This window comes from Nocardioides baekrokdamisoli (assembly GCF_003945325.1).
Lineage (GTDB): Bacteria > Actinomycetota > Actinomycetes > Propionibacteriales > Nocardioidaceae > Nocardioides > Nocardioides baekrokdamisoli.
This window is the reverse complement of sequence record NZ_AP019307.1, coordinates 2,267,820-2,286,413: the sequence shown is the minus strand read 5'-3', so window position 1 is coordinate 2,286,413 and position 18,594 is coordinate 2,267,820. Positions and strand designations below refer to the sequence as shown.

Here is an 18,594-nt window from a genome sequence, read left to right as displayed (position 1 = left end):
AGAAAGATGAGACCGAGCCGCTGATAGACGGCGCCAGCGGAAGGACGCTAGGTGTGCGATGGAGCCGCTTGGGGAGCATCGGGTGAATAGGGCGTGAACGCAGGGCGGGCATCAGGACCCGCTACGTGACGCGCGCAACAACGTGGGGCCAACAACGGCGCACGGAGCAAAGAAACACAGCGCCGCCAGTAGGCCGTACTGACCCGCCGCAGAGATGCTGGCCATCGGTGTGATCCCGCCCGGGAGCGCGTCACCGGCAACGGTCGTCTTCGTGCTCGAAGGAACTGCTCCCCCGCTGGATGCCGGCGGCGTGGTTCCGTTCGGCACCGAGCCTCCACTTCCGGCAGCAGTGCCGCTGGACGACGGGGTCGCCGTCGCGGTCGGCTTCGGCGTCGTGTGCTGGCTGCACTTGGGTGAGGCGACCTCGGCCCGCAGCGTCGCCGCCGCAGCGTTGGTCAGCGTCTTGTCGGCCGAGGTGAGCGACGAGTACCCCGGGGGGAGCTGTCCGAGCTGCGTACCGGGGGTCTGACCGGCTCCCGCGGCGTACGCCAGGAACTGCGCGTCTGCCTTGAGTGCAGGGAGGGCCGTGGCACACACGTTGACCGCCGCGTACGTACGCAGGGCCAGCGGATAGCCGCCGTTCACCGGGGCGCCCGGGTCGACCCCGAAGACGCCCGTGACGGACGTCGGGACCGAAGCGCCGGCGATCTGCGCGGCGATCGACGACGAGGTCGGCAGCACACCCGGGTTGGATGCGTTCGCATCGGGGACGACGGCAGCGCTGGGCAGGCCGTAGAGCGCGGCCGCCTCGGAGGTCGTGATCGCGATCTCGAACCGCACACCCGGCGTCTGCGCCCCCGAGCCGACCGCCTGCGGCGGCGACAGGGTCGGGTCGAAGATCGTCTTCTTGCCGGAGTTCGCGTTGACCACCTTGAGCGCCGCGTCGGCGAAGCTCGCCGCGTACGGGCGCATGTCCAGGGTCCCGTAGCCGGGCTTGGGCCAGTCCGGTCCGAGGTAGGACGTCTGGTCGTTCTTCGGGAACGAGTTGATCGACGCGTCGGTTGCCAGATTCAAGCCCGCGTACGCGGTGTTGATCGAGGCTCCGTCGACCTTCTGCCCGGCCAGGAAGCGCTTCGCGGCGCTGTCGGAGCGCAGCCAGGCCCAGACCTGCTTGGCCGCATCCGAGTTGCCGAACGGCGCGATCAGGCCATCCGGGATCTGGGTGGCGTTGAAGAATTTGAAGTCCGGGTTGAGCGCCAGGAAGTCAGGATCCTGCAGCAGGCTGTCCGGGTTGGTCGACGGGACGGTGGCACCCGCGCCGTGGCCGTCACCGGGGGTGTCCGAACGGTACGACTGGGTGAGCAGCTTGGCCACGATGAGTGGCGTCAGCTTCAGGTCGGTGACCTGGGTGCCGTTCTTGCCGTAGTCGGGGTTGAGGTGCTTGGGGTCGCTGACGTAGTTCTTATCGATCAGGTACGTGAACACGATCGCGGAGTTCGCCACCGGGGCGTACACCAGTGTGGAGCTCCCGGCGGCGCCCGAGTCGAGCGGTGCGGACTGGTAGGTCATCACCGGTCCGCCTCCGGGCACCAACGCCTGGCGCGCCTGCGGGTCGGTGATCCGGGAGTACCCGAAGGTCGTGCCCTGCCGGCAGAGCGCCGACTGCCAGGACGCGAACACGCTGCCGACGAACTCCGTGCCGGCGGTCGCGTACGTCGAGGAGCCGAGCTTGCAGTCGGCGCCGATCGGGGTGAAGCTCAGCGGGATCTGGATGCGGTCCTGCCAGGCCGACGCCGACAGCGGCGACCCGGCGACGTAGTCGAAGTTGCTGCCGTAACTACCGTCGTTCGGTTCATTCGCCGCCAGCTCACCGTTGAGGTTGTACTCGCCACGCGGAACGACCACGAGGTAGCAGGTGTCACCGGCGGCGTGGAGCGCCTGGTTGCCACACCCGAGGTACGGAGCGGTGAGCGCGCTCTGCAGGTTGAAGATGTACTGCCCGGTGCCGTCGTCTGCGGTGCGCGCGTACGTGACCTCGTTGGACTGGGCGGGGGTGAACGGCGGCGCGTTGTACTGGTCGTTCGTCCAGCCCAACGTCGACTTGTGCGGGTCGGTCGCGGACCAGAACGGAACGGTGCAGCCATCCGGCTGACCGAACTGGTGGTGCGTGAACTCCGCCGTGCAGGTGCCGCTCGGCAGCTGCTTCGGGTCGGCCTGCTGGCCGATGAGGAGGTCGCGGCTCGAGGCGGCGAGGCCGGTCTGCACGGCGTTCGCTGCGTTCGGCGTACCCCACTGGCACTGCTGCGGCGTCGGAGCCGACCCCGGGCTGGCCCAGCACTGCATGATCTGCAGATAGTCCGACGGGGCACCACTGCCCGCAGTCGGCTTGCCGCCGACCCACGACACCAACAGGCCCTGGTCGGTCAGGTCCTTGGTCTGGGAGACCGTGAGCTGCAGGTTCGAGAACTGCGACTGGTTCTTGTCCGACGGGTCGAGGGTCCGGCCGTCCTTCCAGTGGACGACGACCTGGCTCGAGGACGTACTCGCGACGCCGGCGACCTGACCGGTGCTGCCGGTCGTGGTCGTCACACCCGAGGAGGACGCCCCGATGGCCATCGCAGCCGACCAGCAACCAACTGACAGATCGGCCACCAGCAGCGTCGCGGCGACGTACTTGCGTCGCCCTCGGACGAACCACGGAGTACGCATCAGCGGGCCGCCCGCCGCTTGAGGAGGACCGTGATCGGCGGCGCCGCCACCAGTGCGACCACGCCGATCAGCGCCGCCCAGATCGCCCACTGTGCGAACGTCGAGCCCGCGTGGTCGGAGACGAGCGTCGGCGTCGCCGACAACTTGGTGCACTGACCGGTGTCGGGATCACAGGTGTACTGCCCGTTGGGGTTGGTCAGGCTGAGGCTGTTGCTGCCGCCACCCGCGCCACCCTTTCCCGTGCCACCCGGCGTGGTGTTGCCGGGTACGCCGGTCGTACCGCTGCCACCGCCGCCGACGACCGGAGAGCTCCCGCCGCTCGAACCGCTTCCGCTGGTGTGGTTGCCGACCGCGTTGTTGTCGCCCTGACCGGCCGAGCTGGAGGACGTCCCGTGGGATGACTTGCCATAGGAGCAACTGGCCGCCGCACCCTGCTTGTCGCACAGGTCGGGGTAGAGCGCGTTCAGGGCCAGGGTGTTCGTCCCGTTCGCGGAGAACGTCGGGTTGTTGCAACTGTTGATGTTGATGCTCGCAGTGGACGCACCGGGGACCTTCTTCACCTGGTCGAGCCCTGCCTTGGCGAGGTTGATCGGCAGCGGCGAATAGCCGAGGGTCGGCATGTCCTTCTGCCCGCTGCACAGGGCGTAGTTCGCGAACGCGGCGATCGTGTGGCCCGTGGTCGTGGAGACACCGTTGGTGGTCGCGGTCGGCAGCACAAAGTAGGAGTACGAGGAGATCGGGTACGCGCGCTGGTCGCCCGAGGTGTAGACGCCCGACAGATCCTGGGTCAGGTAGTTGCTGGGGTCCGAGGCGTTCATGTTCACCTTGGCGCCGAGCAAGGCGACAGCCACGTTGGAGGCGGTCGGCAAGACGTAGTAGCCGGAGTTGTTGAGCACCTTCGCGACCGGGTAGCCACTCTGGAGCGCGTACGAATACTGCACGTAGCCGATCGATCCCACATTGCCCGACTGGGACACGTACCCGGCGACGCCGGAGTCACCGCTCTGGCCCTTGAGGCTCGCCCAGCTGCTGCACCTGGACGGGTCGGTGAAGGCGCCGCAGTGCCACTGACCGGGGAAGCTCTTGGCGAGGTAGAGCGAGAACTGGTACGTCGAGCCGGACTGGTCGGCACGGATCACCGGGGTGATCTGCAGCGGAGGTAAGGCGACGCCCGGGTTGGACGCCTTGATCTGCGGGTCATTCCAGAGCTTGATCGTGCCCTGGAAGATGCCCGCGATCACCGGGCCCGACAGCTTGAGGTTGGTGAACCGCTGTCCGCCGACCGACAGGTTGTACATCAGCGCCGTACCACCGGCGACGTCCGGGACGTACCCGAATCCACGGCCCGGGACGCCGGGAGTCTGACCACCGGGCAGTCCGTACGGGACGTCGGAGGCGACGAAGTTGTCCGAGTTCCCGTTGGCGTAGTTCGTCAGGGCGGTGACGGAGGCGTTCGGTGCCCAGTTCACCTGGATGCCCGAGCTGTGCACCGCCGCGGCCCAGTCCTGGATGGCGTTCGAGGCCCACGACGAACCCTCACCAGTGATCGGGGTGTAGGAGTCGGCGAACGACGGTGCGACCACACCGACGACGGCCAGCGTGCTCAGCACCGCCATCACAACGGCCGCAACGCGGCGACGGATCAGATCAGACATGGGAGCTCCCAGGAACGGTCTCGGATACGGGCTCGGTCGGCGCGCTGGAGCGCTGGCCAACCGTGGACAGGAGGTTGCGGACACGACGGACCAGCAGGGCGCGCTTGCGCTTGCGCTCGGCCTTCTTGGCCACGGTCTGCGCGCCGAACCAGCGCGCCGCGATGAAGAGGATCAGGACCAGCGACATCAGGACGAGGGCGGTGCCGAAGCCACGCTGGATCATGACCTGCGTCGGGCTGTTCCTGGTGAACTCGAAGATGTTCAGCGGCAGCGATGGCATCGGTCCGCTGGTCGGGTCGTAGTTGATCGTCGAGGTGAAGCCAGCGGTCAGCAGGACCGGCGACGTCTCGCCGACACCACGTGCCGTCGCCAGGATGATCGCGGTCATCAGGCCGGATCGCGAGGTCGGCAGAACGACAGTCCAGACGGTACGGAAGTGGCTCGCCCCGAGGCCGAGACTGGCCTCCTTGAGAGTGTTCGGCACCAACCGGAAGACCACGTCCGAGGCACGGATCATGATCGGCAGCATCATCACGGAGATCGCCAGGCCGGCCGCAAGCCCTGATTTCTGGAAACCGAGCGCGAGGATGAACGACGCCAGGATGAAGAGACCGGCGACCACGGACGGCAGCGCGGTCATCGCCTCGACGATGGTGCGTACGAACTTCGTGAACGGGCTGGGGAACTCCGACAGGAACAGCGCCGTGGTGATCCCGAGCGGAATCGTGATCGCGAGCGCGATCGAGATCTGGATGAACGTGCCGTAGATCGCGTTCCAGACACCGCCCTTCGACAGCGCATCCAGTGGGCCGGTCGTCGACATGTCCTGCGTGAACAGGTTCCAGTGCATGAAGGCATGCCCGCCCCGGATGACCGTGTAGATCAGTACGGTCCCGAGGGTGAACACGAGGAGGAGTGCTCCGGACTGGACGAGGACAGCCACCACGCGGTCCAGGACGACCGAGGGCGTCTCGTCGAAGGACACGATGAGCGCATAGATGCCGACGAACAGCACGTACGCGATCAAGAAGAACGCCAGGAAGCCGCGGATCGGCGCGATCTGACTCGACAGGAACGCCGTCAGGGTGAACGAGGCGAGTGCTGCTCCACTCAGCGAGAGTGCGTCGCCGATGCGTACGCCTGCGGTGACCACACGACTCTCGGTCGCCGGCTGCTCCGCGTGCTGCGGGATGTGAGTCGTTGGCTTGCCGGCCTTCTCCGCCACGATCGTCATGAACTGGCTCCAGACCGCGACCGGGCGACGATGGACGATGCGGCGAAGTTGATGACCAAGGTCATCAGGAAGAGCGCCAGGCCGGCTGCCATCAGGGCGGAGAGGCCGAAGTGATTGGCTTCACCGAACTTGAGCGCGATCAGCGACGAGACCGAGATCGCGCCGGACTGCAGGATGTGCGGCTGGATCGTGAAGACAGGCGACACGATCATGAGGACGGCGATCGTCTCGCCGAGAGCGCGGCCGAGGCCGAGCATGGTGCCGCCGATCATGCCTCCCTTGCCGAACGGCAGGACGACCGAGCGGATCACACCCCAGCGAGTGGCGCCGAGCCCGAGTGCGCCCTCACGCTCGCCCAGCGGGACCTGCGAGAAGACCTCACGCATGATCGAGCTCACGACAGGGGTCACCATCATGCCGACGACGAGGCCAGCGATGAGCGTGGAGGACGTGAACGCGGCGCTGGACGGGATCGGGTTGTTGGGATCCTGCCCGTCGACCTTGAAGATCGGGATCCAGCCGAAATGGCGGGAGATCCACATCGAGACCGGGGCCACCCGGCTCTGCAGCAGGAAGAAGCCCCAGAGGCCGTAGACGACCGAAGGGATCGCCGCCATCAGGTCGATCACCGCGACCAGGAAGCTGCGCAACCTGGGCGTCGCGTACTCGGTGAGGAAGAGGGCGGTCGCTGTCGACAGCGGGACGGCGACGCAAATCGCGACCAGGGCGATCAGGATCGTGCCGACGAGGACGGCCGCGACTCCGAAGTGGTGGTTGTCGGTGTCCCAGGCCTGGGTGGTGAGGAACGACAACCCTGCGTTGCCGATCGCATCGGTGGCGCGCAGCGTCAGGAACAACCCGACGAGGAGCATGATCCCGAGCACAGTGACACCGCCGCCAGTGGCGACGATCTTGAAGATCCGGTCCGGGAGGTCGCGGACAACCGTGAGCTTTCGCGGCTGGTCTGCGAGTACGTACTCCTCGACGGCAGCGCTCGACACCCGGCCCCCTCTCCCCAAACAGACCTAAGTCAACTCATTCAATCGACGATTGAAACGACCGCTCAAGCGGCCACAGAACGGACTGAGTGTCGGGGTCTCCCGGTACCGATTGGGGAGGATCAGGTGAACGAATCCCAAACGTGGGCCGTCCACTCCGGTTTTCGGCCACGTGAGTTGAGTCTCAGCTGTTGAAACGCTGCTGGGCCTTCTCGAGGCCCTCGTCGACCAGGGTCTCGACGGCGTCCGCCGCGGTGTCGACCTGGAACGGCACGACCTTGCGCTCGGCCGGTGAGTAGTTCGAGAGGACGAAGTCCGCCACGTCCTGGCGCCCGGGCGGCCGGCCGATGCCGACGCGTACGCGGTAGAAGTCGCCACCCCCCAACGCGGAGCGGATCGACTTCAGACCGTTGTGGCCGTTGTCCCCTCCCCCGAGCTTCAGCCGGAGGGTGTCGAAATCGATGTCGAGCTCGTCGTGAATGACGATGAGGTGGTCGGGGCTGATCTTGTGGAAGGCGGCCAGCGCCTTCGTCGGGCCGCCGGTGTCGTTCATGTACGACCGGGGCCGGCCGAGGATCACGCGCGGACCGCCGATCCGCAGGCGACCCTCGAGCGAGTCCGCCCGACCCGACTTGTCCTTGGACAGGCTGCCGCCCATCCGGCGCGCGAGCTCATCGAGCACGAGATACCCGATGTTGTGGCGGTGCCCCGCGTACGTCGGTCCGGGGTTGCCGAGGCCGACGATCAACCAGGAGCCGTCAGTCATGCCTCAGATGATCGCAGGCACCCAGGGGTGGAGACGAAAATAGGGCGGATCGGCCACGTTCCCCGAAGGGAAGTGACGATCCGCCCCACTGTCATGGGATCGAATGCGATCAGGCCTCGGCCGTCTCACCCTCAACGACCGGCGCCTCGAGGGACGCGTCATCCATGTGCGACTCGTGCGACGCGGCCTCGGCGGCGGCCTGGTGAGCAGCCTCCTCGGCGGCTTCCTCGACAGCGAGCTCGGCCTCGGCAGCGGCGACGTCCTTCTTCTCGATCGCGATGAAGTCGATGTGCTCGATCACGCGACGGAGGTCGTCGACCTGGACCTGCTGGGTCTTGACGAACTGCGGCTTGCCGTCGACCTCGAGCTCGAGGATCGCGTGCTTGCCGTGGTGGCGCAGCGCCATCACGGTGCCGTGGTTCGGCAGGGTGATGTGGATCGGCTCGACGTCGTTCGCGTAGATCACGGCGGGGATGCGGCCCTCGCGGCGGGCGCGGCGGGCGGCGCCCTTGCCGAACTCGGTGCGGGCCTCTGCGGTCAGCTTCTCAACAGCCATGGTGTCCTCCTTGGGGAATGTCGATTCGGAGGCCTCGTACAAAGCGAAACGCCGCGCCCTGTGATCACAGCGGCACGGCGTCAGACGTCGTACGCCCTGTCGATCACGGAGTCGGAGCTCCCTCGCCGAGGCAACGAATGAATCCTCCCTCGGGATCGGCCTGACGACCAAATCCCGAGGGAGTCGGATTCAGCGGACCGAGTACGACTTCGCCGCGCTCTTGCCGGCGGCGTTGTACTTGTCGTTCGGCGTGGTGAGCCACACGGTCCAGGACCCTGTGCTGCGGATCGTGGCGTTGACCTTGTACGCACCCGTCGAGCTCAGCGTTGCCGTACCGAGCTTGACGGTCGTGGTGCCCTTCTTGCCCCACAGGGTCACCTGGGTGCCGGGACGCAGCGGCGTGACCTTGCCGGTAACGGCGAAGGAGCGGCCGTTCGACACCGAGGATGGGTACGTCGCGGCGATGACTGCCTGGACGTGGATCGTGGCGAACGACCCGCACGACGCCTGGACGGCGACCGTCGATCCGTAGCACCAGCGGTAGACGACGTTGTACTTCGGGTGCAGACCGACACCGGCGAACGGGTTGCGGCAGATGAAGGTCTTCATGTCGCAGGTGAGGTCATCGACAGAGGTGGCGGCGACGTTCGACTTTGCGGTCGCGTACGCGCTCATCGTCGGGTCGTGGAATGACAGCGTGGCAGTCGACGGGCCGCCGTACTGGGAGCTGCCGCCGATCGTCACGGCACCGCCGCTGGCCACGAAGGACGCGGACGGCTTGGAGACGACGTCGTTCGTCAGGTCTTCGTAGTCGGTGACCTGCAGGTTGCCGGGCGTGTCACCGAACACCACGTTCTGGAACGCGAAGTTGTGGGCGTCGCAGCCGAACTCGAGTGCCGCGTTCCAGCCGCCTGCCGCTTGGCCGTGGGCCACTGCGAACGCACTGATCGTGGCGGTACTGGTCGCGCCCGAGGGGTTGAAGTCAACGTCGAATGGCGTCCAGGTGTAGGTGAGGTTCGCGCCCGATACCTGCGCCCACGCGTTGGCCGTACCCGCGATCGGTGCTCGGCCGATGAAACCACTGCCGTCCGCGTTGTAGTAGTAGATGACGGCTTGACCGGAGGTCCCGTTGTAGACATCCGTGGAGAACACGGCCAGGTCCGCGGAACTGTTCGGGAAGATCGTCGGCCCGTACGAGCCGCCGGTCATCGAGCTGTTCGAGAAGGTCTGGGTCCAGATCCGCTGCGTCGACGGTGCGAGCGTGTCCAGCGGAGAGTTGGCGATCCCGAACGTCGGCGGCGGCGAGGCCGGGAACAGGTCGGCCGAGCACCCAGCTGAATCGATCGGTACGCCGCCGGCGATGAATGTTGCCAGATCGACAGCGAGTGACCTCGCGATCGTCGTGGTGTCAGCGCCGGCCGACGGCATCGCCGTCGCAACCAGGGCGACGGCGGACAGGGTGACAGCGACGATGCGACGCACTTGTGAACCTCCACTCGAGCGGTCGATCTGACCGCAGCGAAGGAACGCTATCTTGAACGTTGTCCAAAGGCCCACCGGATTGTCCGGAATTCACCCGAATTCCGACCTGGTCTCCGGTCAGGCGTGACCGTCGAACATCGAGGTCACGGAACCGTCCTCGAAAACCTCGCGGATCGCCCGCGCCAGCATCGGCGCGATCGACAGCGTGGTGAGCTTGTCGAACTGCTTCTCGTCACCGATCGGCAGGGTGTTGGTGACGATCACCTCGACGGCCGGGCTGTTCTTGAGCCGGTCCACTGCCGGGTCGGACAGGATGGCGTGGGTCGCGCAGATGATCACGCCCGCGGCACCGTCGTTCATCAGGGCCTCGGCGGCCTTCACGATGGTGCCACCGGTGTCGATCATGTCGTCGGTGAGGACACAGATCTTGCCCTTGACCTCACCGATCACGCGGTTGGCGACGACCTCGTTGGCGACGTCGATGCTGCGGGTCTTGTGGATGAACGCCAGCGGGACGTTGCCCAGCCGGGCAGCCCAGCGCTCGGCGACCTTGATCCGGCCGGCGTCCGGCGACACGACCGCAAGTTCCTGGTCGCCGTACTTGTTCTTGATGTAGTCGGTGAGCACCGGCAGGGCCATCAGGTGGTCGACCGGTCCGTCGAAGTAGCCCTGGAGCTGGTCGGCGTGCAGATCGATCGACATGATCCGGTCCGCGCCCGCGGTCTTGAACAAGTCGGCGATGAGACGGGCCGAGATCGGCTCACGACCGCGGTGCTTCTTGTCCTGACGGCTGTAACCCCAGAACGGCATGACGACGGTGATCCGCTTGGCGGAGGCCCGCTTGAGCGCGTCGACCATGATCAGGTGCTCCATGATCCAGTCGTTGATCGGGACCGTGTGGCTCTGGATGACGAAGGCGTCGGAGCCGCGTACGGACTCCTCGAAACGGATGTACGTCTCACCGTTGGCGAAGTCACGCGCATCGGTCGGGACCAGCGGCGTACCCAGGAGGGCGGCGACCTCCTCGGCCAGCGCCGGATGGGCGCGGCCGGTGAAGACCATCAGGTGCTTCTCGGTGGTCTGCTTGCTGATGTCCTGAGCGTGCTTGCTCACGAGTCCCCCTGGGTCCCTGTTCTCCGCTGCTGGCGGCCGGCCTCCGCCGCCTGCATTCTGTCGCATCCAAACCAGTCACGGCGAGACGGTGTTCGCCAGATGTTCACTCGTCGCCGTCGGTCGAGGCGGCCGCTTCGGCCGCCTCCGCCTGCTGCGTACCCGGGCGCTTGGCCTGGGCCCATCCCTCGATCACCCGCTGGGGACCGGCGGAGAGCGCCAATCCACCGGCAGGAACGTCCTCCCGAACCACCGTGCCGGCGCCCGTGGAGGCCCCGTCACCGACCGTGACCGGGGCGACGAAGGTCACGTTGGAGCCACTGCGTACGTGCGCACCGACGGTTGTGCGGTGCTTGTTGACACCGTCGTAGTTGGCGAAGATCGTGCCGGCGCCGATGTTCGTGCCGTCCCCGATCTCGGCGTCACCGACGTACGAGAGGTGCGGCACCTTGGCGCCGTTGCCAAGTTGGGCGTTCTTGGCCTCGACGAACGCCCCGATCTTGGCCGAGGTGCCGAGAGTCGTCCCTGGACGCAGGTACGAAAACGGCCCGACGGTCGCGAACTCACCGATCACCGCGAGGGTTGCATGGGTGCGTACGACCTCGGCTCCCTGGCCGACCTCGCAGTCGAGCAGCGTCGTGAACGGGCCGATCAGGGCGTCCTCGGCGATCACGGTGGCCCCTTGCAGGTGGCAGCCGGACAGGATGGTCACGTCCTCGGCGATCTCGACGTCGGCATCGATCCAGGTGCTCGTCGGGTCGGTGACGGTGACCCCGGCGAGCTGGTGGCGACGAACGATCCGGGCGTTGAGTTCAGCACCGAGCGCGGCCAACTGGGCACGATCGTTGGCACCCTCGGCCTGGCGGGCGTCGATCATCAGGTGGGCACCGACCGTCCGCCCGTCCTGACGCGCCAGGTCCACGGTGTCGGTCAGGTAGTACTCCCCCGAAGCGTTCGTCTGGCTGAGGCGCGGGAGCGCGGCGGTGAGGAACTCTGCCGAGAACAGGAGGATGCCGGAGTTGATCTCGGCGATCGCCCGCTCGGCGTCGCTGGCGTCCTTCTCCTCGACGATCCGGGCGACGTTGCCGCTGCTGTCGCGCACGATCCGGCCGTAGCCGGTCGGAGCATCGACGCCGGCGGTCAGAACCGTCATCGCACCCCCGAGAGCTTTGTGCTCGGTGACGAGCGCCACCAGCGTCTCGGCTTCGAGGAGAGGGGTGTCAGCCGTCAGGACCAGGACGTCCCCTCCCTCGGTCTGAGCAGCAGCCAAGCCGATCGCGGCCGCGTGCCCGGTGCCGAGCTGCTCCTCCTGGATGGCGATGACGACGTCGGGAGCGATCTCGGCCAGGTGCTGGGTGACGGCCTCGCGGCCGTGACCGACGACCACCACGACCTCGGTCGGCTCGAGCGCGTCGACCGCGGTCAGGACATGCCCGAGCATGCTCCGGCCGCCAAGGGTGTGCAGCGGCTTCGGCAGCTTGGAACGCATGCGCTTGCCGTGGCCGGCGGCGAGGACGATGACAGTCAGGCTCACGTGGTCAGCCTAGTGAATTGCGGGGTCACGTGATGCTGGCCACAGACCGATCGTGGTCACGGCTCTACGCTTCGGCTCATGACGAAGTCGACGCTGTCGCCCGTAGCCGAACAACTCCTCGACGCCCAGGTCGCCTGGCTGGTCGAGCAGCTGACCGGTCCGGCACTCGCCGACCAGATCGCTGCCGACCTGGACGAACTGCTGTCCGCTGGTTCGCGCCTGACTCTCGGCGACCTGGTCAGCGCCGAGGCGATCAAGCCGATCGCCCGCAGCCTGTTCACGGTCGTGCCGCCGAGCGCCGGCGCGGCGGCGGTCGCCGAGATGGCGGCCGGGGTCGTGTACGCGGGGCCGGGCCACCCGTTCGCGGTGTCGGACGTCCTGGACAAGGAAAACCTCGAGCGACTGATCGATTTCGGACTCGAGCGTCGCGCGATGCTCGGTGAGGCTCTCGACGAGTTGGCGAACTCGCCCCTGTTGGCCGCGATGATCTCCCGCGGCGTCAGCCGCGTCATCACCGACGCACTCGCCGCCAACAAGGCCGTGGCCGAGAAGATCCCGGGCGTGGGCTCGCTGGTGTCATTCGGGTCCAAGACCGCCGGCAAGGCTGTCGGGGCAGCCGCCGGCGCCGCCGAGGGATTCATGGGCGACGCCGCCTCCAAGGGCGCGGCCTTCGCCATGCGTCGGGTGAACAAGATCGTCCTGGACGCCCTCGGCGACCCGAACGCTCGCGAAGCAGCCCTCGAGGTCTTCGACATGTACGCCCACCAGTCGATCCCGACGCCGGAGAATTTCATCTCCGAGCACGAGGTCCGCGAGCTCGCCGCGATCCTGCACGACATCATCGTCGCCGGCTCCCCGACCGAACCGGTCCTCGCACTGGTCGACGCTCTCGTCGACGGCTTCTTCGCCGTGTACGGAGCCCACCCGGTGACCGTGCTGCTGGACGAACTCGACCTGTCCCGCGACACCGTCCTGGCGTACGCCGCCGGCGTGGTGCCGCAGATCCTCTCCGGAGCTCACGAGTCCGGCGAGCTCGAGCGGCTGGCGCGCGTACGCCTGGCGCCGTTCTTCAGTACGCCAGCGGTCGCCGAGATCCTCGGCTAAGGCCGCCCTCTCGGCGGGCCTCAAGGGCCCGCGACCGAAGAGCGGCGAACCAGACGCGCCGCCAGGGCCCCCAGATCAGGCGAAGCGGACGACGGAGGCCACACCCGCGACGAGGCAGTAGATGGCGAACGGGTAGAGCGACCGGTTCTCGAAGTACTTGGTGAGGAACTTGATCGAGGCCAGCGCGACCACAAAGGCGACGACGCACCCGAGGATCACGGGGCCGACGATGCCGTGGATCATCATCTGGCCGGTCGCCGGGTTGTGCTTGAAGAGCTCCGGGACCTTGTAGACGCCCGCCGCGAAGATCACCGGCGTGGCCAACAGGAACGAGAAATTGACCGCAGCTTCGTGGTCGAGACCTCGGAGCAGGCTGGCGACCATGGTGACACCCGAGCGGCTGATGCCCGCGAGCAGCGCGAGCGACTGGGCTGCACCGATCACACCGGCGTCGCGAAGACTGACCCGGGTGGTGACGATCGCCTCTTCCTCCTCGGCGCGGGAGGCGTACGACACGGTGGGCTCGGGTACGCGGCGGCGCAGGCGCTCACCGGCGAAGAGGATGGCGGCGTTGATCACCAGGAAGATGGCCGCCGCCTCCGGCTTGGCGAACAACGACCGGAGCTTGTGCTCGAGCGCGAGGCCGAGGATGCCGGCCGGGATCGTGGCGATCACGATGAGCCAGGCGAGCCGCTGAGTGGGGGTGGTGATCGACCGGGTGCGGATCGAGGAGAAGAACGCACCGATCACGCGCACCCAGGTCCGCCAGTAGAACGTGAGCAGCGCGAGCGCCGTGGCCACATGCAGCGCGACGATGAAGGCCAGGTACGGCGTGCCGTTGCCGGTCTCATCGGTCGCGAGGGCCTTCCAACTTCCACCCAACCAGGCGGGAACGAGGACCGCGTGACCCAGGCTGGACACCGGGAACAGCTCCGTGACGCCTTGGAGGACGCCGATGACGGTTGCTTGCAGCCAGTTCAGATCCACGGGTCGAACTCCTCGTTGTTGGTGGGCCAGCAGAAACGTACCCTGCCGCCCTGAGCGATCGTTGAACCAATCAAATGCCACCCGTCGGGTGGCTGGACGTACCCTTAAGGGCGTCGCGCGCGTCCCAGAGCGTCGGCGGCGACCTAGTCGGCTCTGCACAAGGACTCCTGCATGCGCTTCCCCGCTCGTACCCTGGCCCTGGTCAGCGCCACCGGCCTCGCCCTCGTCGGACTGACGGTCCCGAGCGCCTCCGCGGCGTCGACGACTCTGGCTGTGAAGCCCGGTCCGGCCTACGGAGCCAAGTCGACGACCGAGACCATCACCGGGACGGCCTACTACGCCGGCGACACCGTTGCACTGAATCTGAGCAGCGGCGGCACGGTGACCGCACCGCGTACGACGACCGCCGCGTCCGACGGCACCTGGTCGTACACCTTCAGTGCCGCCGACGTGCAGTCCGTCCCTGACGGCACCGTCACGGTCACTGCTGCCGAGACCTACTGCACCTTCCTGGGCGGCCCCGTCGGACCCGTGCCGTGTGCCGTGCTCCAGAACCAGACGACCACGCAGGTGACCGGCACTTTCGTGAAGGACTTGTACGTCCCGCCGGCACCGTCGCTCGCCGCGCTCGGGTCCAACTTCGTGATCAACAACGCCAACCAGAGCGGTGTCACGGCCACTGGTCAGGCTGAGGCGAATTCCTCGGTCACACTGAAGCTCGGCACCCTCACCCAGACGGCCACGGTGAACAGTTCCGGTCTCTGGTCGATGTTCTTCGACGCCTCAGGGCTCGCCGACGGCACGTACACCGCGAGTGTCACCGAGGCGGAGGCCGGAGGCGCGCACAATGTCGGCCCGGCCGCGACGAAGAGCGTCCTCAAGGACTCTGCCGCCCCGACGAGGACGGCCAGCTCGCCGGCCGCCGGATCCACGGTCGGCCCGCCCGCCAAGGTGTCCGTGACCTTCAACAAGACGCTGGCGTCGAACAGCACGATCACCCTCAAGACGAGTGGCGGTACGACGGTCACCTGCCCCGTCACGGTCAGCGGCACCTCCGTCAGTTGCGCTCCGTCGCCGGCCCTCAAGAGCGGCGGGTACACGGCCACGACGACGGCGTACGACGCTCACGGCAACGTCGGTACGTCATCGAGCTCGTTCACCGTCGACGCCACGGCTCCCGCGGTGACGAACCTGAAGTCCACCAACACGTCGGCCACCGCGACCAAGTCGACAGTCACCGGCGCGGTCTCGGAGGCCGCCACGCTCACCGTGACATCCGCCGACAGCACCGGAGCCAAGGCCTCGGCCTCGCTGAAGGCGACGAACGCGGGGAACTTCAGCATCGCCGTGGATGAGAACGCGCTCGGTGGCGGCACGATCACGGTCACGGTGAAGGCCGTCGACGTCTACGGGAACGCGTCGACCTACACGACGACCCACTCCCGGACGGTCCCGGCCGGCACCACGGTCAGCCTGTCCGTGCCGGGCTGGTCCGCCGTCGGGTGGCCCGTGACACTGAGCGGTTCGGTTCATCTGGCCAAGGCCGGCGCGTACGGCTCGGTGACGCTGGTCCACTCGAGCCTGAGCGGTAAACAGCAGGTCCTGGCGACGGTCAGCGTCGGCAGCAACGGCTCGTACTCGTTCCGGTACACGCCGGGCACCAGCGGCACCTACTACGCGATCTACAACGCGGTGTCGGGCTCAGGCGCGCAGTCGCCGACGTACTCCAGCCAGGTGAGGTACGCGATCTCCGCCTCGTCGGCCACCGGTCCCGCGAGCGCGAACGCTGTCATCGGCGGAGCGGTGCACAACCCGCCGGCCGGCGCGTACGTGCTCATCTACCGGAGGAACGCTGACGGGTCGTGGACCCAACTCGGCAAGGCGATCATCGACAGCACGTACCACTACCGCTTCACGGTGGTGCTGCCGAAGGGCTCGACGGCGATCCGCGTCACGATCCCGTCCAGCCACGGCTACTTCTCGAACTCCGCGAACTTCACGGCAACGCGGACCTGACCGACGCACTGAATGCCACGAGGGAGCCAGATCAGATCTGGCTCCCTCGTGGCATTTTCAGCAGATGCTGTGGCTCCCCGGGTTGGAGTCGAACCAACGTCCCTAATCCAGATTCAAAGTCTGGCGGCCCCTGCCGGCAGAGCAACCGGGGAATGGCCTCGTCGAGTCTAGGACAGTGAGTTCGTGTACGTACGAATCCGGTCCATCACCGCAGGGTCCTCGGTCTTCGCGAGTTCCGTGAGCAGTTCCATCACGACGTCGGTCAGTTCGGCGACGCGACGGTTGAGGCGCCGGTTCTCCTGGATGGCCTCGGTGTGCTCGGCCACCCGCGCCTCGAGCGCCTCCAGCCGGGCGATGACGGTGTTGTCGTCCATGACTCCTCCTCAGGTCCAAGCGATTTCGAAGCGGCAGACGGCGGGATCGACCCCACCGAAGAAGTCTTCGCCCTCGCCGAGGTACTCGCGATCAATCCGTCCGCCGACACCCTCGATCTCGGCTCGGATCACGGCAGGATCGAGTCGGTCGCGACGTCCGGGCCCGGGCATCGCGGGGGCCTCTGCGGCGGCCGCCGGGAACTCCACGAACGTACGGTGGCCGCGACCGCGCAGCGCGAACCGTCCCAGTCGCCAGAGGTCCAGTCGCGCTTCCGGCGTCAGGCATCCGAGGAGGTCGCGGGCGTACAGATGGCGGGGCTGGCGGGCGAGACGAGCGCCGACGGCGGCGACCGTACGGAACTCGCCGGGACGCAGGAAACCGGCGCCTTCGAGCCGATCAGCCACTCCCCTCCGCTCAGCCTCCTGGCGGATCACTGCGGCCGCGCCGCACCGTGCCTCCAGCGCGATCACGCGGTCCCCGCGGTCGAGGAAGCCGAACGTGTCGCGACCGGTCCCGGCACCGAGGTCCGCCACCGGCGCGTTGGCCGGCAAGGACTCGCAGACCCAGTGGAAGAACGAGCTCGGCTCGGTCGGGACGACCTTCCAGGCACCGTGGTCGTAGAACTCCGACCAGTCGGAGATGTCATCGCGATAGCCGCGGAGCCAGCCGTCGAGGCGGCGTACGCCCACCGGGTTGTCGTTGTACTTGAAGCTCGGATCGGGCGTACGCCAGTTCTCTCCGTACAAGAAGGTCAGCATCGCCTCTGGCTGGCGAGGGACCGGCATCTTGACCCCGGCGATGTGCATCTTCCTGACCGGCGAGATCACGGACCGGTCGAGGTGACCGTTGCGGTTGCCGAGCTGGAAGAAGGTGTCGCTGACGTAGAACGCACCGAAGACGTCGATCTGGACGACGCGGCCGTCGGCACCAGTGTGCAGCACCTTGAAGTCGGCGCCGGACATCCGTGCGGTCTCCCACCCGCGCCCGCGCATCATCCGCTCCACCCGGAACGACTCGCGGACGATGTCTGCCGGGTGCGTGTGCGCCGACAGAAAGCAGACGTCGGTATCGGAGTCGTACGCGAGCATGCCGCCGTCCCGGATCGCGCCGAGCAGGGCGCCGTAACAGAGGTACGCCTCGACGCCGGCGACCTTGGTCAGATCCTTGAGGACCTTCTTGGTGACCTTGAGAACCTCCGTCTTGACAGCACTGTCGGTGGCGCTGAACGACCGGCTGAGATGCCCGACCTTGTCGACGCTGAGCGGCTGGCCGTCGTCATCGACGACAGCGAAGCGGCCGCGCCAGGTCAGGCGTACGGTCTTGTCGAACCAGACCTTCGAACCCGAGACGTCGGCGAGGCGTACCCGCCCGCGACCGTGCAGGAACGGCTCCAGCGCATCCGGCCAGCGCACCCGCCATCGCCCCTCGATCAACTCCGCGTCGCGAGCCGGCGTGAAGGACCAGAGGTACGAACCGTTGAGCGTGATGACCACCGGCTCCTCGATGCTGCCGGGGACCGTCACCGCCTCGCGTGTGACCGACGCCGTCACCGGCCTCGAGCCTCGGCCCGAGCGATCATGGCGCGCAGCGCCGTGCTGGAGGTGTGCGCCGTGTACGGGAAGTACTCGACCCGCGCACCGACCTCAGCCATCAGTTCCTCGAGCCGGTCACCCTTCGGGGTGCCCTTCCAGTCGTCGCCCTTGAAGAGCACGTCGAAGCCGACCTCACGCCAGGCTTCGCGCTTGTCCGGCGTGGTCTCGACGTACGTCTCGTCGACGATGCCGATGGCGCCGACGATCTCGAGGCGCTCGGCGAGCGGGACGGCCGGCTTGAGCCCCTTGGCCGCCTCACACATCTCGTCGGAGACGACCCCGGCGACCAGGATGTCGCAGTGCTCCCGTGCCTGTCGGAGCATCGTGAGATGACCGATGTGGAAGAGGTCGAAAACGCCGGGGACATAGCCCTTGATCGCTCCCGCCATGTCGCCACCCTAGTGGCACCGGTCGGAGGTTCCTGTGCGAACCACGCGCACCACCTGAGAGTTGGGTGACCACAATCACGGGCAATG

General features: G+C 67.3%; 15 protein-coding genes and 1 tRNA gene. 2 read left to right on the top strand and 14 right to left on the bottom strand.

Going from position 1 to position 18,594, the window contains the following annotated elements:
* Positions 1-111: 111 nt before the first annotated feature.
* The 9 genes from KCTC_RS11195 to glmU all read right to left on the bottom strand — a co-directional run bounded on the left by KCTC_RS11195 (position 112) and on the right by glmU (position 12,044).
* Entirely contained in the window at positions 112-2,799 is a 2,688-nt protein-coding gene (locus KCTC_RS11195; RefSeq protein ID WP_125569350.1) for a hypothetical protein, read from the bottom strand.
* The gene (locus KCTC_RS11190; protein ID WP_125569349.1) at positions 2,709-4,364 is read right to left on the bottom strand and encodes a substrate-binding domain-containing protein; all 1,656 of its coding nucleotides are present in this window, start codon (positions 4,362-4,364) and stop codon (positions 2,709-2,711) included. The genes KCTC_RS11195 and KCTC_RS11190 overlap by 91 nt, the downstream gene beginning before the upstream one ends.
* A complete protein-coding gene (gene pstA, locus KCTC_RS11185; RefSeq protein ID WP_125569348.1) occupies positions 4,357-5,598 on the bottom strand; it encodes a phosphate ABC transporter permease PstA in 1,242 nt (413 codons plus the stop codon). The genes KCTC_RS11190 and pstA overlap by 8 nt, the downstream gene beginning before the upstream one ends.
* A complete protein-coding gene (gene pstC, locus KCTC_RS11180) occupies positions 5,595-6,599 on the bottom strand; it encodes a phosphate ABC transporter permease subunit PstC (protein ID WP_125569347.1) in 1,005 nt (334 codons plus the stop codon). The genes pstA and pstC overlap by 4 nt, the downstream gene beginning before the upstream one ends.
* Before the next feature lie 181 nt (positions 6,600-6,780).
* Positions 6,781-7,362 carry an aminoacyl-tRNA hydrolase gene (gene pth / locus KCTC_RS11175; RefSeq protein WP_125569346.1) on the bottom strand — a complete coding sequence of 194 codons (582 nt, stop codon included), beginning with the start codon at positions 7,360-7,362 and terminating at the stop codon, positions 6,781-6,783.
* A 109-nt stretch (positions 7,363-7,471) separates the two neighbouring features.
* Positions 7,472-7,918, bottom strand: coding sequence for a 50S ribosomal protein L25 (locus KCTC_RS11170; protein ID WP_125569345.1), 447 nt, complete (start codon positions 7,916-7,918; stop codon positions 7,472-7,474).
* A 189-nt stretch (positions 7,919-8,107) separates the two neighbouring features.
* Positions 8,108-9,400: a hypothetical protein gene (locus KCTC_RS11165; protein WP_125569344.1), complete on the bottom strand. Its 1,293-nt coding sequence runs from the start codon at positions 9,398-9,400 to the stop codon at positions 8,108-8,110.
* Between the two features lie 117 nt (positions 9,401-9,517).
* On the bottom strand, positions 9,518-10,513 hold the full coding sequence (locus KCTC_RS11160) for a ribose-phosphate diphosphokinase (protein WP_269461424.1): 996 nt from the start codon (positions 10,511-10,513) through the stop codon (positions 9,518-9,520).
* Positions 10,514-10,616: 103 nt separating this feature from the next.
* On the bottom strand, positions 10,617-12,044 hold the full coding sequence (glmU, locus tag KCTC_RS11155; protein ID WP_269461423.1) for a bifunctional UDP-N-acetylglucosamine diphosphorylase/glucosamine-1-phosphate N-acetyltransferase GlmU: 1,428 nt from the start codon (positions 12,042-12,044) through the stop codon (positions 10,617-10,619).
* 78 nt (positions 12,045-12,122) lie between these two features.
* Between glmU and KCTC_RS11150 the strand changes: the two genes are divergently transcribed.
* Complete coding sequence (locus KCTC_RS11150; protein ID WP_125569343.1) at positions 12,123-13,148, top strand: hypothetical protein; 1,026 nt, start codon at positions 12,123-12,125, stop codon at positions 13,146-13,148.
* A gap of 75 nt (positions 13,149-13,223) precedes the next feature.
* Here KCTC_RS11150 and KCTC_RS11145 read toward each other — a convergent pair whose 3' ends face one another.
* Positions 13,224-14,135: an undecaprenyl-diphosphate phosphatase gene (locus KCTC_RS11145; RefSeq protein ID WP_197715179.1), complete on the bottom strand. Its 912-nt coding sequence runs from the start codon at positions 14,133-14,135 to the stop codon at positions 13,224-13,226.
* 171 nt (positions 14,136-14,306) lie between these two features.
* Between KCTC_RS11145 and KCTC_RS11140 the strand changes: the two genes are divergently transcribed.
* Positions 14,307-16,151 carry an Ig-like domain-containing protein gene (locus tag KCTC_RS11140; RefSeq protein ID WP_125569342.1) on the top strand — a complete coding sequence of 615 codons (1,845 nt, stop codon included), beginning with the start codon at positions 14,307-14,309 and terminating at the stop codon, positions 16,149-16,151.
* Positions 16,152-16,221: 70 nt separating this feature from the next.
* On the opposite strand, the gene KCTC_RS11135 is transcribed toward KCTC_RS11140, so the two are convergent.
* The 4 genes from KCTC_RS11135 to KCTC_RS11120 all read right to left on the bottom strand — a co-directional run bounded on the left by KCTC_RS11135 (position 16,222) and on the right by KCTC_RS11120 (position 18,507).
* A tRNA-Gln gene (locus KCTC_RS11135) sits at positions 16,222-16,303 on the bottom strand.
* 15 nt (positions 16,304-16,318) lie between these two features.
* On the bottom strand, positions 16,319-16,525 hold the full coding sequence (locus tag KCTC_RS11130) for a DUF6752 domain-containing protein (RefSeq protein WP_125569341.1): 207 nt from the start codon (positions 16,523-16,525) through the stop codon (positions 16,319-16,321).
* A gap of 9 nt (positions 16,526-16,534) precedes the next feature.
* Entirely contained in the window at positions 16,535-18,076 is a 1,542-nt protein-coding gene (locus KCTC_RS11125) for a LicD family protein (protein ID WP_125569340.1), read from the bottom strand.
* Positions 18,073-18,507, bottom strand: coding sequence for an adenylyltransferase/cytidyltransferase family protein (locus KCTC_RS11120; protein ID WP_125569339.1), 435 nt, complete (start codon positions 18,505-18,507; stop codon positions 18,073-18,075). Before KCTC_RS11120 ends, KCTC_RS11125 begins: the two co-directional genes overlap by 4 nt.
* Positions 18,508-18,594: the final 87 nt, after the last annotated feature.